17 protein-coding genes and 1 other RNA gene are annotated in these 15523 nt (G+C 65.4%); 10 read left to right on the forward strand and 8 right to left on the reverse strand.

What is annotated here, in order from left to right:
- Positions 1-49: 49 nt before the first annotated feature.
- From BM244_RS02680 to BM244_RS02695, 4 genes are read right to left on the reverse strand one after another with little or no spacing between them, the layout of a single operon-like run.
- Positions 50-1228 (reverse strand): CCA tRNA nucleotidyltransferase, encoded by a 1179-nt coding sequence (locus tag BM244_RS02680; RefSeq protein ID WP_093397207.1) that lies wholly within the window; start codon positions 1226-1228, stop codon positions 50-52.
- On the reverse strand, positions 1219-1815 hold the full coding sequence (locus tag BM244_RS02685) for a CoA pyrophosphatase (protein ID WP_093397208.1): 597 nt from the start codon (positions 1813-1815) through the stop codon (positions 1219-1221). Before BM244_RS02685 ends, BM244_RS02680 begins: the two co-directional genes overlap by 10 nt.
- Positions 1812-2378, reverse strand: a complete 567-nt coding sequence (locus BM244_RS02690) for a DUF1285 domain-containing protein (protein WP_093397210.1) — start codon at positions 2376-2378, stop codon at positions 1812-1814. Before BM244_RS02690 ends, BM244_RS02685 begins: the two co-directional genes overlap by 4 nt.
- Before the next feature lie 43 nt (positions 2379-2421).
- Positions 2422-2937 carry a GNAT family N-acetyltransferase gene (locus tag BM244_RS02695; RefSeq protein ID WP_093398062.1) on the reverse strand — a complete coding sequence of 172 codons (516 nt, stop codon included), beginning with the start codon at positions 2935-2937 and terminating at the stop codon, positions 2422-2424.
- A 255-nt stretch (positions 2938-3192) separates the two neighbouring features.
- On the opposite strand from BM244_RS02695, the gene BM244_RS02700 reads away from it, so the two are divergent.
- Together BM244_RS02700 and BM244_RS02705 are read left to right on the forward strand one after the other, a co-directional pair.
- Positions 3193-3564 carry a dihydroneopterin aldolase gene (locus BM244_RS02700; RefSeq protein ID WP_093397212.1) on the forward strand — a complete coding sequence of 124 codons (372 nt, stop codon included), beginning with the start codon at positions 3193-3195 and terminating at the stop codon, positions 3562-3564.
- A 4-nt stretch (positions 3565-3568) separates the two neighbouring features.
- Positions 3569-3850 (forward strand): Rossmann fold domain-containing protein, encoded by a 282-nt coding sequence (locus BM244_RS02705; protein WP_093397213.1) that lies wholly within the window; start codon positions 3569-3571, stop codon positions 3848-3850.
- Between the two features lie 66 nt (positions 3851-3916).
- Here the strand turns inward: BM244_RS02705 and BM244_RS02710 are convergent, their stop codons facing one another.
- Complete coding sequence (locus tag BM244_RS02710) at positions 3917-4825, reverse strand: hypothetical protein (RefSeq protein ID WP_093397214.1); 909 nt, start codon at positions 4823-4825, stop codon at positions 3917-3919.
- A 224-nt stretch (positions 4826-5049) separates the two neighbouring features.
- On the opposite strand from BM244_RS02710, the gene BM244_RS02715 reads away from it, so the two are divergent.
- From BM244_RS02715 to BM244_RS02735, 5 genes are all read left to right on the forward strand, one after another.
- Positions 5050-5730, forward strand: coding sequence for an energy transducer TonB (locus tag BM244_RS02715; protein ID WP_093397216.1), 681 nt, complete (start codon positions 5050-5052; stop codon positions 5728-5730).
- A 66-nt stretch (positions 5731-5796) separates the two neighbouring features.
- Positions 5797-6591, forward strand: coding sequence for a MotA/TolQ/ExbB proton channel family protein (locus tag BM244_RS02720; RefSeq protein ID WP_093397218.1), 795 nt, complete (start codon positions 5797-5799; stop codon positions 6589-6591).
- A gap of 93 nt (positions 6592-6684) precedes the next feature.
- Positions 6685-7161 carry an ExbD/TolR family protein gene (locus BM244_RS02725; protein WP_093397221.1) on the forward strand — a complete coding sequence of 159 codons (477 nt, stop codon included), beginning with the start codon at positions 6685-6687 and terminating at the stop codon, positions 7159-7161.
- Between the two features lie 46 nt (positions 7162-7207).
- Positions 7208-7636, forward strand: a complete 429-nt coding sequence (locus BM244_RS02730; RefSeq protein ID WP_254784237.1) for an ExbD/TolR family protein — start codon at positions 7208-7210, stop codon at positions 7634-7636.
- 295 nt (positions 7637-7931) lie between these two features.
- Entirely contained in the window at positions 7932-8291 is a 360-nt protein-coding gene (locus BM244_RS02735) for a tetratricopeptide repeat protein (protein ID WP_093398063.1), read from the forward strand.
- 659 nt (positions 8292-8950) lie between these two features.
- On the opposite strand, the gene dcd is transcribed toward BM244_RS02735, so the two are convergent.
- Complete coding sequence (gene dcd, locus BM244_RS02745) at positions 8951-9505, reverse strand: dCTP deaminase (protein WP_093397227.1); 555 nt, start codon at positions 9503-9505, stop codon at positions 8951-8953.
- 223 nt (positions 9506-9728) lie between these two features.
- Here dcd and BM244_RS02750 point away from each other — a divergent pair, with 223 nt between their 5' ends.
- From BM244_RS02750 to BM244_RS02760, 3 genes are all read left to right on the forward strand, one after another.
- Positions 9729-10418, forward strand: a complete 690-nt coding sequence (locus BM244_RS02750) for an N-acetylmuramoyl-L-alanine amidase (protein ID WP_254784238.1) — start codon at positions 9729-9731, stop codon at positions 10416-10418.
- Positions 10419-10604: 186 nt separating this feature from the next.
- Positions 10605-10988, forward strand: an RNA gene (rnpB, locus tag BM244_RS02755) — RNase P RNA component class A.
- 62 nt (positions 10989-11050) lie between these two features.
- Complete coding sequence (locus BM244_RS02760) at positions 11051-13033, forward strand: energy transducer TonB (protein WP_139226854.1); 1983 nt, start codon at positions 11051-11053, stop codon at positions 13031-13033.
- A 62-nt stretch (positions 13034-13095) separates the two neighbouring features.
- Here the strand turns inward: BM244_RS02760 and BM244_RS02765 are convergent, their stop codons facing one another.
- Positions 13096-13734: a carbonic anhydrase gene (locus BM244_RS02765; protein WP_093397232.1), complete on the reverse strand. Its 639-nt coding sequence runs from the start codon at positions 13732-13734 to the stop codon at positions 13096-13098.
- Complete coding sequence (locus tag BM244_RS02770; protein ID WP_093397234.1) at positions 13731-15311, reverse strand: SulP family inorganic anion transporter; 1581 nt, start codon at positions 15309-15311, stop codon at positions 13731-13733. The genes BM244_RS02765 and BM244_RS02770 overlap by 4 nt, the downstream gene beginning before the upstream one ends.
- Between the last annotated feature and the right edge of the window lie 212 nt (positions 15312-15523).

Raw genomic sequence — 15523 nt, forward strand, 5'->3', positions numbered from 1 at the left:
CGATCCCTCCCTTGACGGGAGGCGATCGCGAGCTTTGGGGCGATCCGCGCTAGGCCAGTGCGTCGGCGACCATGTCGTCTGCGATGACCGCCACTCGGGCCGCATCGGGGAAGCCTTCTGCGATCCACTGCGTCTCGACTCGGCGCAGCATCGCTGCAACGTCCGGGCCCTTGCGCAGGCCGCGTTCTACCAGCGACCCGCCGGAGAACGGGAATACGGGCGGGGTCCGGTCCTTGATCGCCGTGACGTCGTCGCCCGCGATCAGAAGGCGATCCAGCGCGATGGTCATGCCGGCGCGGTAGGCGAGTGCCTGCGGGCCTTCGGTGCCGGGGCCGGCGGTGGCCGCGATCAGGCGTTTTCGGTCGGTGTTGGAGAGCTTCAGACGGGCGCCGACGGCTTCGGCCGCCGCGGGGGCGATCGTCATCGCGAGGCGGCGAATCGGGTCCGCCGCGATACCGGCTTGCGTTTCGCGCTTGGCGAGCACGCCGAGACGTACCGCGCCTTCGGTGTCGATCTCGGGCAGTACGGCACGGAAAATGCCGCGCTCGACCATCAGCGCGACGACCGGCACGGCGTTGGCCGCGACCAGCAGCTTCAGGACTTCGCTCGCCACGCGTTCGCGGGACAGCGCCATCAGGTCGTTGGCACGTACGGTGCAGGCGTCCAGCCCGGCTTGGTCGATCGTGGTGCCGAACCGTGCGTGGAATCGGAAGAAGCGGAGGATGCGGAGGTGATCCTCGGCGATCCGCTGCCACGGGTCGCCGATGAAGCGCACGCGCCGCGCCGCGAGATCGTCGAGACCACCGAAATAATCGAAGATCTCGCCGGTCGCGGGATCGGCGTAGAGCGCGTTCATCGTGAAGTCGCGGCGCGCCGCGTCCTCGCGCCAGTCGTCGGTATAGGCGATGATCGCATGGCGGCCGTCGGTCGAGACGTCGCGCCGCAGCGTCGTCACCTCGACCGGCCCCGCGGGCGTGACGGCGGTAATCGTGCCGTGTGCGAGCCCGGTCGGGACCGCCTTGATCCGCGCATCCTGAAGCCGCTCGATCACCTCCTGCGGGGGCAGGCGGGTGGCGATATCGACATCGGCGACGTCGATTCCGAGCAGCGTATCGCGCACCGCGCCACCGACGAAGCGCGACTCGCCCTCCACCGCGCCAAGAACCTTGGTCAGTGCGTCCAGGCCGTCACGGTCGCGCCACGCCGCAGCCGGGAGTATCAAGACCATCTCAGGCGGCGCGCGAGGTTGACGATCATCGCCGCGGTCGCACCCCAGATGCGGCGCTCGTTCCACATGATCTCGTAATAATGCCGGTCGTGGCCCTGCCATTCGAGCGTCGCCTCGACATGGTTCGCCTCGTCGAGGAGGAACGCGAGCGGGACTTCGAAGACGCTGGCGACTTCCGCTTCGCTCGGCGTGAAGATCAGGTCGGGCGGGATGATGCCGATCACCGGCGTCACCTGGAACCCGGTGACGGTGCGGTAGCTGTCGGCCTCGCCGATCACGCGGACCTTGTCGCGGGGGAGGGCGATCTCCTCCTCGGCCTCGCGCAGCGCCGCGGTCACGACGTCCTCGCCAGGATCGATCCGACCGCCGGGGAACGCGATCTGGCCGGGGTGGCGGCTCATCGTGTCGGTGCGCTGCGTCAGGATCACGCCGGGATCGGCGCGGTCCGTCACTGCGATCAGCACCGCAGCGGGAAGTAACGTGTCGGCGGCGGTGAGATCGCCGTCATGCTGGTCGCCGGTCAGCAGGATCATGTGCGACCCGGCGCCCTTCGCCAGCGCCGCGGTCATCCGTTCCGTGAGGCTCATGCAGCGGGCTCCAGCGGGAAGAACGCGCCGTCGCTCCACAGCCCGGCGGGCGTCGCGTCGTCGGCGATCGCGCGTTCGGCAAGCTCGTAATAGACCGAGCGCACGACCAGCGCCTCCATCCCGCCGCGCACGGCGAGGTAGGGGCGAGGGCCATCCGTATCCTCGACGAACCGCAGCGGATGCTCGGGGCCTGCGGTGACGAGGTCGCCGGTGTTCAGCCGGAACGCGAGCTTCGACTCGCTACCGCTGCCCTCGGCCTTCATCTCGACCGCGATAAAGGCTGCGTCCTCGACCTCGATATCGAGTTTCTCGACCGGGGTGACGAGGACGTGCGTACCGTCGGGTTCGCGTCGCAGGATCGTCGAGAACAGCCGGACCATCGCCGGCCGTCCGATCGGCGAGCCCTGGTGATACCAGGTGCCGTCGCGCGCGATCCGCATCTCGCTGTCACCGCAATGCGTCGGGTTCCATTTCTCGACCGGCGGCAATTTGGCCTCCTCGACGAGCTTGGCGATCTCGGCGAGGCTGAGCGAGGCGATATCGGGAAGGGGATCCATGGGCATGGCGGCGGACTAGGCGGGCAGGGGGCCGAGGTAAAGCGGCGCCTTATGCCGGTGCGGTCACCGGCGTGCGGGGGCCGAGCATGCCGGCGGCGTCGGGCACGGCATCGCCGCGCGCGAGCAGACGGTGGCGCTCGACCGGGCCGGGAGCGTTCCAGCGTGCGGTGCGCTCGGTTGAGAAGCCGAAGAAGCGGCCGTAATAGTCGGGGTCGCCGATCAGCATCAACGCATCGTCGAGGTCGTTCGCGGCGGCAGCGTCGAGCACGCGCGCGACGAGGCTGCGGCCGATGCCGTCTCCTTGGCGGGTGGGAGCGACGGCGACCGGACCGACCATCACCAGCGGGCTCTGGCGGTCGTCGTCGATCAGCGCGATCGGCCAGCACTGGATCGAGCCGACCAATACGCCGTCCTCGACCGCGGCGAAGCTCAGCGCGGCGATCAGCGTGCCGGTGCCGCGAATCATGTAGGCCGTCCGCGTGAACCGATCCGGCCCGAACGCGGCATCGAGCAGCATCTCGACGGCGGTCGGATTGATGACATCGAGGGGGACGAGCGTGATCACCGGCATCTCCTGCCCCGATTGCGTCGCGTGTCGACGATGAGGGCAGCGCGCTTTAGCCGTGGCGACGCTGAACGCAAGGATAACCGAGGGTGTGGGTGCCCGGAGGTAAGGTCGGCCTATTTCGTGAATCGATCGGTCGGGACACAGCGTTCCTCCCCCTGGCGGGGAAGGATCGAAAGGGCGGCATGTCCAACCGCGCGCGCTCACTCGCATCGCCGACTTTCATCTCGCCGTGCGTCTGCTAGAGGCGCGACGATGGAAGACAGTCTTCAACTCGAAGTCCACGATCTCGAAGTGCAGGTCCTGACCGGCATCTATTCGGAGGAGACGCACCTGCCGCAGCCGCTGCGGATCTCGCTGACCGTCGACATGGTCTGCCCGAAGCACTTTGCGCCGGATACGCCGTTGTCGGCCTCCAAGAATTATCTCGACCTGAAGAACGCGGCGACCACCGCGCTGCCGCCCGGCGTGCATTTCACGCTGATCGAGGGCGTGGCGGATCACATCTGCGAGACGCTGTTCCTGCAGGACGCGCGCGTGTTGCGGGTGAAGGTGAAGATCGTGAAGCTGGCGATCGCCGAAGCCGATGAAGCCATCGGGGTCACGCTCGTTCGTCACAGGCGGTGATCGCATGCGGCTGACGTTGGAGCCGGGCGACGATATCGCGGCGTTGGTACGCGCAGGGGCGGGCGAGTCGCTCGTCGTCGTCATCCCATCCATGCTGGACTCGCTGGCGATGGCACAGGCGCGGGCATCGATCGGCCCCTTGGCCATCGAGCGGTCCCCCGCGACTCGCGTGAATGCGATCGTCCTGGTCGAGGGCGCCGCCTCAGCTCATGTCGATGCCGCGGTAAATTTTCTCGAACAGGCGCAGTCGACTACCGGGCAGGTTATCGAGATTCTTCCACGCTGACCCCGCCGGAATTCCCCTCCGTCATTTTCGGCAGCACCCCCTGGCCAGAGGGGGCAAACCTTCCGACTAGCTCTTCCGCGTACGCCCACAGGGGCCGAGCGCGGCAAGCACGTACGCGTAATCCTCGCGTGCGATCGCTGCGTCGGCGGCTTCCAGCGACCCGGTGCTCCGTTCGGGCAAGCTTGGCGGTAACGCGCACGCCATGCGGTACCAGAGCAACGTCTCGGGGGCAGGCGGGGCGGCCGATTCGTCGACGATCTCGCTGAGTGCGACCGCCCAGCGCGGTTGCTCGCCGGGCCGTCGCAGAATCGACAACGAGACCGGGCGCTGATCCGCGGTCGTCAGGAATATCTGGGTCTCGCCTTCGCCGGGCAGCGCACCGGCAACGTGGAAGGCATTGCCGATCCCGGTGATGACCGGTGGCGCGTCGCTGGCCAGCGCATCGCGGGCGATCTTTCGCGCCCGAGCGTCGGAGGTCGGCGTCCAGTCGAGTTGCGCATCAGGCGCGACCAGCTGGACCTGGTTGACCGCACCCGCCACCGGCCGCGCAAAAACAAGCACCCGGGCTTTCTTGAACTTGGGCACCTTGCCGGCGGCATCGGGCGCGATGTCGAGCAGGTACCCGATTCGCGGAGGCAGGCCATCGGCGCCGCGGATCAGCGCCGTGACGTCGACCTCGACATATAGTCGGACAAGGCCCGGTGCGAGATTCGGCGCTTCGGCCGGCTTGATCTTTGCCGTCGACCGGATGGTCGCATCGGCGATGATCGGTGCTGAAAGAACGAGGTCGGCGATGTCGGCATACCCCATTCCGCCCGGTACTGCGCTAGGGATTTCCCGCTGTGGCTGACCCGGCGTGAGGGCGGCGGCATCGGCAGAAACGGGCCGCTGTTCCGCGGTTTGGCCGGCCATGGCCGGCAACGCCAGAAGTGCGATCGAGAGGGCCGAAGCCGTAACGTGAAGCAATGGATTCATGCGATCAGGCTACGCGACAGAAGCTGAACGATACAGAAATAATTCTGCCATCGTACGGTTGTACGTTTGTTGCGTCTGACAAAGCGTTTGCGTGTCGCAGAACGTGGCGATAGGACTTGGGCACTGCCCCGTGGTTATTCCGGCCAACGGCAGACGTATGTGTCGCGTACCCGGTGCGGATACGTGCGTACGGAGCAGGCAGATTAAGGGAGTGTCGTTTCTGAATGGCCTATACTGACCAGAAGATGTCCGGAGGCAAAATCGTCGCGATCGTGATCGTCGCGCTGATTCATGCGGCCTTGGGCTACGCTTTCGTCACGGGCCTCGCGTATCAGTACGTGAAAAAGGCCCAAGAAAAGATGACGACGTTCGACGTGGAGCCGCCACCGCCGCCGCCTCCGCCCGACGAGCCCCCGCCGCCGCCGCCTGACCAGCCAAACCTGCCGCCGCCACCGACCACGGTCGTGACGCCGCCGCCGGTCGTCGTGACGCCTCAGCCTGCGCCGCAGATGCAGACGTCGCAGATCATTCCGCGGTTCCAGCCAACGGCTCCGCCGTCGCCGCCATCGCCAGCGGTTGCGCCGTCGCCTCCAGCGCCGCCAGTCGTCAGCAAGGCGGCCGGTCCGAAGGGTGATCCTGCTCAGTGGGTTTCGACGGACGACTATCCGCCGAGTTCGCTGCGCGCCGAGGAAGAAGGCACCGTCGGGATCGCATGGGACATCAACGCCCAGGGTCGCGTCGAGAATTGCCGCGTCACGTCGTCGAGCGGTTCGTCCGCGCTGGATCGCGCTGCTTGCGCCGCGATCACACGGCGTGGTCGGTATTCGCCGGCAATGGACACGGCGGGCAACCCGATCCGGTCGAGTTCTTCGCGTCGCGTGACGTGGAAGATCCCGCCCCAGTAATCGGGTCAGTTTAAACGCTGCACCTTTCGTTTCAGACATAGACTATAGTCAGAGGACTAACCGAACATGATCACCACCATTCTTGCAGCGGCAGCGCCCGCCGCAGCCGACGCCAACCCGTACGGCCTGCAAGCCGCACTCCGCGAAGGCGGCCTGATTTCGCAGACCGTGTTCGGCATCCTCGTGCTGATGTCGGTCGTGTCGTTCTACATCCTGTTCTCGAAGCTGTTCGAGCAGCAGAAGATCATTGGCCAGGGCAAGCGCGTCCGTCAGGCCTTCTGGTCGTCGAACAACCTCCGCGAAGGGTCGGCCAAGCTCGACAAGAACTCCGCCTACAAGCAGATCGTCGACGACGGTCTCGCCGCTCAGGAGCAGCATTCGAAGCTGACCGATCCGGTCGAAGCCCATGACTGGCTGCACGGTTCGCTGGCGCGCTCGGAAGCCGCGATCAACTCGAAGCTGGGTGGCGGTCTCGCCTTCCTCGCGACGGTCGGTTCGGTCTCGCCGTTCATCGGTCTGTTCGGTACGGTTATCGGCATCTACCGCGCACTCGTGAAGATCGGTGCATCGGGTCAGGCGTCGATCGACAAGGTCGCAGGGCCGGTCGGTGAAGCACTGATCATGACTGCCCTCGGTCTGGTCGTCGCGGTTCCTGCCGTGTTGTCGTACAACTGGCTGCAGCGCCGCAACAAGTCGATCGCAGAGGACCTGTCGGCCTTCTCGAACGACGTGCTCGGCTTCCTCGCTTCGAACGGCGCCGTGCGTCCGTCGATGGCATCGGCTGCCAAGCCGGTTTCGGCCAAGCCTGCCACGACGACCACGACCGCCGGCCAGACCGGTGGCGTACCGCGCGCCAACTAAGACGCGCAAAAGGCGGGGCTGCTGTTCGCAGCGGCCCCGCTTCATTGCCGCCGGCGGTTCCGGTGGCGATTATATGGATAGGATAGTTCGCACATGGCGATGAGTGTTGGTGGCGATTCCACCGAGAGTTCGATATCGGACATCAATACGACGCCGCTGGTCGACGTCATGCTCGTGCTCCTGATCATCTTCCTGGTGACGACGACCGTCGCGGTCCAGGCAGTGCAGCTGAAGCTGCCGGATGTTCGCTTCGATCCGACGATGACCAAGCCAGAGAACGTCTCGCTGTCGGTGACGTCGGCCAACGGCCAGTGCCAGGTGTATTGGGGTCTCTCGCCAGTGACTCACGAAGAGTTGCTGCAGCGGGCCGTCGACAAGCTGAAGGCGGAAATCGCGCGTCAGGGCGGCGTCAATGCCGTTGGTCTCGAACTGCCCGAGGCGCACATCCGCGGCGACGTGAACGCACCGTATCGCTGCATCGGCGCCACGATCTACACGATGCAGCAGGCCGGGTTCGCTCGGGTCGGCTTCATCTCCGAACCGCCTCCCGGCGGGACCACCGAACGCTGATGCCGAACGCTGATGGTCGCTCGGACGTATTTAGGAGTAGCATAAAATGGCAATGAGCGGCGGCAAAGAAGACGGCGCGCCGATGATGGAAATGAACATGACGCCGTTGATCGACGTCCTGCTCGTTCTCCTCATCATGTTCATCATCACGATCCCGATCCAGACGCACGCGGTCAAGGTCGACCTTCCGGTCAACAGCAAGAACCAGCCGCAGAACCCGGTCGATCCCCAGAAGAACAAGATCTCGATCGATGCCGCTGGTGTGGTCGCGTGGAACGGTTCGCCGGTCGACGAAGTCACGCTGCGCCAGTATCTGGATCAGTCTGCTGGCATGACGCCCGAGCCTGAACTCCACTTCCAGCCCGATCCGCAGTCGAAGTACGAAGTGGTCGATCGCACGCTGGCCGTCATCAAGCGGTCTGCGATCACCAAGCTCGGCTTCATCGGCAACGAGCAGTACCGCAACGACTTCTAGGTCGCTCCGCGACCGGCATCGAAGCGTACAGTATCGAACTTCCAAAGGGCGGTCCTCCGGGGCCGCCCTTTTTCTTTGCGTGGTTGTGGCCGGGCGGTGACCGGGCCGGGGTGGAGCGGCGTGGCGTGGCGTGGCGTGGCGCAACGTAGAGCGGGGCGGGGCGCATTTCCGCCGCAGGATTATGCGTGCGCCTTTTCGAACTTGATCAATGTACTTGTATGACAGTCATCGAAGTGACACACCGTTGTCACAAAAATGAAACCTTCCGATACGCGAAGGTCAGTGGAGATGGATGATGCGCAAGACCGTCCTGTTCGTTCTAGCAACCGTGGGTGCCGCGACTCCGGCGTTGGCGGGTCAGTCGGCGTCGGTCGATCGCACTGGCTACACCGCGATCGCGGCAGGTGACCTTTCGATGGCGGAACAGCGAATCGTCGCCGAGCGAAAGATCTTCCCGCAGCGGCCCGAACTGATGCTTAATCTAGCGTCGGTGTATCACCGTACCGGACGCGAGTCGGAGGCGCGTGCGCTGTATGCAGCCGTGCTGGAGCGGCCCGCCGTCGCGATGGATTTGCCATCGGGGGCGGTGGTTTCGTCGCACGATCTCGCAAGCCGTGCCTTGGCGCGGCAGTCGCAGCAGATCGCGACTCGGTGAGCGTTCGCGCGCGGTCATGATCGGGAGGGTTTGCGACGGCGATTAGGATGGCGCGCGGCCTTGCTTGAATGCTTGCGCGTCTTTCCTTGTTCTCCCGCGAAAGCGGGAGCCCAGCCTGGGTCCCCGCCTTCGCCGGGAAACAAGCTTCGGCATCGGTATCTGTCGAGCGGCGAGCCGTTATGGGCCGTAAAGCACGATGCCGTATGGATGTTCTGTCACGGCAGCGAGGGCGGAACCGTCCGCGGTTGGGCCGCATACCGACGACGTGTCCTACTTGCCCAGGTACGACCTCACCGTCGTCGTTAGCTGGAAACCCGTCTACCTCGACAAGTACCGCACTACCCCGGCGAAGGCTGGGGCCCAGTTGGGAATGCTGCCAACTGAGCGGTGAGCGTTATTACTGAGACCTCACCACTTGGGCCCCGGCCTTCGCCGGGGGGTGTGGTACGGAATGAGGTCGGATTACCCCACCTCAGGATGGCTGGGACCTTGTCGTAAGGGAGCTTCGATATTCGGAGGCAAAGGGCGCCGGTCGACCCAGTAACAGAAGTCCGAGCTCGAACTCTTGGCGGCCGCCAGCGTCACTCCGAACCCCAAGCCCAAGCCCAAGCCCAAGCCCAAGCCCAAGCCCAAGCCCAAGCCCAAGCCCAAGCCCAAGCCTAGAGCCGCGGCAACGTCACCCCGCGCTGACCCATGTATTTCCCCGCTCGATCCTTGTAGCTCACCTCGCAGGGTTCGTTCCCCTTGAGGAACAGGAACTGGCATGCACCCTCATTGGCATAGATCTTGGCCGGCAGCGGCGTGGTGTTGGAGAACTCCAGCGTCACATGCCCCTCCCATTCCGGCTCCAGCGGCGTCACGTTGACGATGATGCCGCACCGCGCGTAGGTCGATTTGCCGAGGCAGATCACCAGCACGTCGCGGGGTACGCGGAAATATTCGACGGTGCGGGCGAGCGCGAAACTGTTCGGCGGGATGATGCAGACGTCGGTCTTGCGGTCGACGAAGCTGTTGGCTGCGAAGTCCTTCGGGTCGACGATCGCGCTGTCGACGTTGGTGAAGATCTTGAACTCGTCGGCAACGCGCGCATCGTATCCATAGGACGATAGCCCGTACGAGATGCAGCCGTCGCGGCGCTGTGCTTCGTGGAACGGTTCGATCATCGCATCGCCCAGCGCGCGCTCGCGGATCCAGCGGTCGGACATCACGGACATGGCAACTCCCTTTTCGCGAGCGGCTTTCGCGCGGATGCGGTCAGACGGCAAGAGGGACGAGCCGAATCACGTCTATCCTCGTCCACGATGCCTCTACGAAGCGTCGCCTCCCGCGCGTTGGCTATTGATGCGGTCGGGCGGTGGCGTCACAATGCGGCGTCACGATCGCCACGATCGAGACTGCGCCATCGGTGCTGGCCCGGTGGCTATGAGGGAAGCTGGCTTGAAGTTCATCGAGACCCCGTCACCCAATTTCGACGATCGTTCGCTGCCGATCACGATGATCGTGCTGCACTATACCGGAATGCAAGACGGCGCGTCGGCGATCGCTCGGCTGCGCGATCCCGAGGCGAAGGTATCCTCTCATTATCTGGTCGAGGAAGACGGCACGGTCCTGCGGATGGTCGCGGAGGACAAGCGCGCCTGGCACGCGGGCAAATCGCACTGGCGCGACGTCGAGGACGTCAACTCGGCGAGCGTCGGCATCGAGATCGTCAATCCCGGCCACGAGTTCGGCTATCGCCCGTTCCCCCTTGAGCAGATTGCGTCGGTCGTGGCGCTGGTCGCCGAGATCAAGGACCGCCACGAGATCACGCGCGGCAACATCGTCGGCCATTCGGATATCGCACCGGTGCGCAAACGCGATCCGGGCGAGCTGTTTCCGTGGCACGAACTGGCACGGCGTCGGCTGGCGTTGCCGCGACCGACCAAGAATCTGATGGACCCGGGCTGGACCGAAGGCGGCTTCTGCCTCGCGCTCGAACGGTTCGGCTACGATGTCGAGAACCGGATGGCGGCGACGATGGCGTTCCAGCGGCGCTTCCGTCCCGAACTGGTCGATGGCGAGGTCGACGCGGAGTGCCGGTGTATCCTGCTGGCGCTGTTGCTGCCGAAACCGATGGGTGACGACTGACGTCTTTCTCCCCTCCCTGAAAGGGAGGGGTTGGGGGTGGGTCGGTTTCCGTATCATGGGACGGTCGCGACCAAAGCTGGCCGACCCACCCCCAGCCCCTCCCTTTCAGGGAGGGGAGAGCGGTTGGAAAGCGCCCCCACTAAAAACGGTGGTGCATCGCCCGCACCCGCGCTAGGGCTCGCCTCGCCAGAGGGTCGGGCGGCCGCGGGTGTTTTCGGACACGCGAGGAAAGTCCGGGCTCCGCGAAACGACGGTGCCGGGTAACGCCCGGCGAGGGTGACCTCAGGGAAAGTGCCACAGAGAGCAGACGGCCAACCCTCGGCGCAAGCCGGGGCGGTCAGAGTGAAAGGGTGCGGTAAGAGCGCACCGCGCGCCTGGTAACAGGGGCGGCACGGCAAACCCCACCGGGAGCAAGATCGAATAGGGGTGGCACATGGGCTTCGTTTCAGCTCGTCACCCGGGTTGATTGCTTGAGGCGGCGGGCAACCGTCGTCCTAGAGGAATGGTCGCCTAACTTTCGACCGAAGGGTCGGAAATGGACAGAACCCGGCTTACAGACCCTCTGGCATCCTTCTTCGAACCATTGCAAACTGCGAGCAATTGACGCGCAAGGTTGCGACGTGGGGGATGCGATGCGGTTCGACAGGGTAGGGGCCTTTGGCGCGGGGATGGCAGCGGTCGCCGCTGCGACGGTCCAGGTGGCAGCCCCGGTAGCGGCGCAGATCCCTGCGACGACGGTACAACAGGATTTCGACGCGGCCGCGGCACTCGACACGAAGGGCGACAAGGCCGGCGCACTCGCCGCCTGGCAAAAACTTGAGGCCCGCACCAAGCCGGGGTCGCGCAGCCGCGGCGTCGCGCTGATCCGCAAGAGCGCCGCGCTGTTCAAGCTCGATCGCTCCGACGACGCCGTCACGGCGGCCCGTGCGGGGCTTGCGCTCCTCCCGGCCAGCGATCCGACGCTCGCCGAGGACCGCTGGCGTGCCTATTACGATCTCGGCATCATTGCGGAGAACGCGCTCGACTATGCCGGTGCAGCCGATTCCTACGCGAGCGCCGAGACAGCCGCGGATACGCCTTCGCTGAAAGCCGCGTCGATGCTGGCGTTGGCGAACACCAAGACGTTCACCGACCCCGCAGCCGCCGAGGCGGCGCTCGTCCGGGTCGACGCGCTGTTGAAGGCGGCCAAAGTCGATGGCAAACTGAAAGCGCTGGTCGCGCGTCGCCACGCCATCCTGCTGCTCAATCGTGGCGCCTACGAACCGGCACGCGTCTATGCCGTCGACGCGGTCAAACAGCTTGGTGGCTTGACGTCGCAAACCGACGTGAACGACGTTTCGGCGCGTTCCGATGCGGCAATCGCCTCGCTATTGGCGGGCAAGCCCGACGAAGCGCGCCGCTACATGGCGATGACCGGGGCCGGGCGGTTGACCAAGGGCGAGTTTGATCCGGCCGTGCAGATGGACGTACCGCCCTGTGGCGGCGAGGCCGATTTGCGCCCCGCGGACATGGCGGTGGTCGAGTTCACGATCGGCGACGACGGCGTAGTGAGCGCGGTCTCGCCGATCTATGCGGCGGGCGGCGGTGCGGTCGCGCTCGAATTCGCACGCGCCGTCCGCGACTGGTCGTGGACGCCCGAGCAAGTCAAGGCTCTGCCGGCGTTCTTCCGCTACAATGTCCGCGTCGAGATGCGCTGTTCCACCGCGTTCGAGCGTCCGTCGATCACCAAGTTCCTCGACGCCGACATGGCGACATGGCTCGAATCGAAGGGCCTCGCGCTGCCGACCGAGGACCGTGGGGCGGATGCGGTCGCGGTCGTTCGCCAGCGCGCGGCGCTTGCCGCGGCGGAAGCGAAGTCCGGGACCACTTCGCTCGCCGTGCTGCCACCGCTTTATCAACTCGTGAACAACGCGGTCGTCGGGCGCGAGGAGAGCAACCTTCTGGCGCGTCGTGCGCTCGCGATCGCCGCGGCGCAGGGCGCGCCGCCGACCGCGCGACTGCCGCTCGACATAAGCGTCCGCGAGACCGACAGCGCGGACGGCTGGAAGGATGGCGCATACGCACGGGCCGTCACGCCGCTGCTGTCGATGCCGGTGTACGCGAACGATCCCAAGGCGCGGTCGGCGATCCTGTTGCTGATTGCCGAGCGGACCGAGTCGCGCAGCCGCCGCACCGTTCTGTTGCAAGAGGTCACCGACGACAAGCGCCTCGTCGCGAACGATCCGCTCCGCGTCGGTGCGCTGATTCGCCTTGCCTCGCTTCAGCAAGAGGCCGGCGAGACCGCTACCGCGCGTGCGACGTTCGAACGGTCGGGGCTGGCTGCGAACCAATGCGCGATCCTCGATGCGCCACCACATTTCCTGTCGGCGGGGGGCGTGTTCCCGAACGAAGCGATGGCCTGGGGCTTCGAAGGCTGGACCAAGACGCAGTTCGACGTCGATGCCAACGGCCGCGTCTTGAACCAGCGCGCTGTGCTCAGCTATCCCCCGTTCGTGTTCACCAAGGCGGGCGTGCAGACGGTGGCGGGCGCCCGGTGGAGCAAGACCTTCCGCCCCGATGGCGGCGTCGGTTGCGGCGGGCTGTCGCAGCAGGTGCGGTTCAAGATGCCGGGGTGAGTGGGCGCCTGCCGATCCTCCCCCTGCCGGGGGAGGATGAGCGAGACGCGGATTCCGCCGGCCTACACCAACACCTTGTCCGGCCGGCCGACCTCTTCGAGCACGGTCGTCGAATCGATCTCCATCATCGGTTTGATAAGCCCGTCGCGGATATCGTAGACCCAGCCGTGGAGCAGCACTTCCTGCCCGCGTGCGAACGCGCCCTGGATCGTCGCGGTGCGCGCGAGCCTCACGAGCTGGTCGCGGACATTGACCTCGACCAGCCGGTTGACCTTCTGCTCGCGGTCGGGCTGGGCGTCGATCTCGTCGGCATGGTCGTGCAGCACGCAGCGCGCGGTCTTCAGCCAGTCGTCGACCGGCCCGGTGGTGCCGCCGTCCAGCGTCGCGCGGATCCCGCCGCACGCATAATGGCCGCAGATGATGATGTGCCGCACGCCGAGCACGTCGATCGCATATTGCAGCACGGACATCAGGTTCATGTCGTCGTCGTTGACGAGGTTGGCGATGTTGCGGTGAATGAACATGTTGCCGGGCGGCGTCATCGTCATCTGTTCCGGGCCGACGCGGCTGTCCGAGCAGCCGATCCACAGGAACTCCGGGTTCTGGCCGACCAGCTGGCGCTGGAAGAAGTCGGCGCTCTCCTCGATGATCTCGGCCGCCCACGCCTTGTTGGCGAGCAGGAGCTGCTTGTACTGCCTCATGCGAAACGGACCTCGGTCTGGGGGGCGTTGATCAGCTTGACCGTGCGCAGCGCGAGATCGCCGCGGATGAGCACGGTGATGCCGCGATACTCGGCGCCCTTGATGAACGCGTTGATGATGTCGACGTTGTCGAGATCGACATAGCTGGTCGACGACAGGTCGATCAGCAGGTTCGCGTTGTCGGGCACTTTGGCGAGCGACTTCTGCAGTTCGTATTTGTGGATGAAGTACAGGTTGCGGCGGGCGCGGACGAGGCAGTCCTCGTCGTCGCAGGCAAAGGTGATCGCGGTGCGGAAGTTGCGCGCGACGACGAACACGAAGCCGACCGCAAGACCGATGACGATCCCCTCGAGCAGGTCGGTGAAGAGAATCGCAGCCACGGTGACGACGAACGGGATGAACTGCGTCCAACCCTGCTTGAAGCGTTCGGTGTACAGCTTCGGCTTGGTCAGCTTGTAGCCGGTCGCGATCAGAACCGCGGCAAGCGCCGACAGCGGGATCAGGTTCAGCACCGCAGGGATCAGCGCGACGCTGACCAGCAGCCAGAAGCCGTGCAGGATCGTCGAAAGCTTGCTCTCCGCCTTCGCATCGACGTTGGCCGAAGAGCGGACGATGACGGACGTGACGGGGAGGCCACCGATCAGGCCGGACAGGATGTTGCCGCCGCCCTGTGCCATCAGCTCCCAGTTCTTGTCGGTCGAGCGACGGCGCGGATCGATCTCGTCGACCGCCTTGACGCTCAGCAGCGATTCGAGGCTGGCGACGATCGCGAGCGTGACGGCGCTGCTCCAGACGATGCCCATCGTGATCCCGGAGAAATCGGGGAAGGTGAACAGCGACGGGAATTGTGACAGCGTCTGCGTGATAGGCACCTGCACCAGATGCGTCGCCTGAAGCTGCCAGTCGGGCTTCACGACACCGAGCAACATGTTGCCGAAGATGCCGATCAGCACGACGACGAGCGGGCCGGGAACGAAGCGCAGCGGGCCGTCCTTCGGCTTGGCACCGTCCCACCAGAACAGGAAGGCGAGGCTGACCGAGGCGATCAGGATCGCGCCGGGGGTGACGGCCGCGCTGAGGCTGTCAAGGATACGCGAGAAGGTATTGATGCCGTTCGCGGTGGTGAATTCGAAGATGCCCTCGGCTTCGCGGTCGAAACCGACGGCGTGCGGGATCTGCTTGAGGATCAGGATCAGGCCGATCGCCGCGAGCATGCCGGTGATGACCGACGACGGTACGAACTCGCTGAGGATACCCGCGCGCGTCAGCGAAAAGCAGATCTGGAGCACACCCGCCAGCACGACCGCCATCAGGAACATCTGGTAGCTGGGCATGCTCTCGATTGCGGTGAGCACGATCACGGTCAGGCCGGCGGCGGGGCCGCTGACCGACAGCGGCGATTTCGAGAACAGGCCGACCGCGATGCCGCCGACGATGCCGGAAATGATGCCGGCGAACAGCGGTGCACCGGATGCGAGCGCGACGCCGAGACAGAGGGGAAGCGCGACCAGCGCGACGACGATGGAGGCGGGAAGATCCGCGCGCCATGTGGTAAGCTTTGGAATGAGAGTCGGCACCAGGGCTCCTGTCGCTAAGGTGTCGGCTGGGAATACGTCCGCACCGGACGCATCTATCCATGCCACATGACAAATAGTTCATGTTCATTAATCGATGAATGGTGGCTGACTCAAGGCGGAATGTTGCGGCGCGGAAGATTGTCGGATGGGACGAGTTTTGGCCCTCTTCGCAGCGTGCGGTTGCGTTGTCCGCGGGGACGCCTATCTCGGGC

Origin of the sequence: Sphingomonas sp. OK281 (assembly GCF_900115295.1) — a bacterium.
In the GTDB taxonomy this organism is placed as follows: domain Bacteria; phylum Pseudomonadota; class Alphaproteobacteria; order Sphingomonadales; family Sphingomonadaceae; genus Sphingomonas.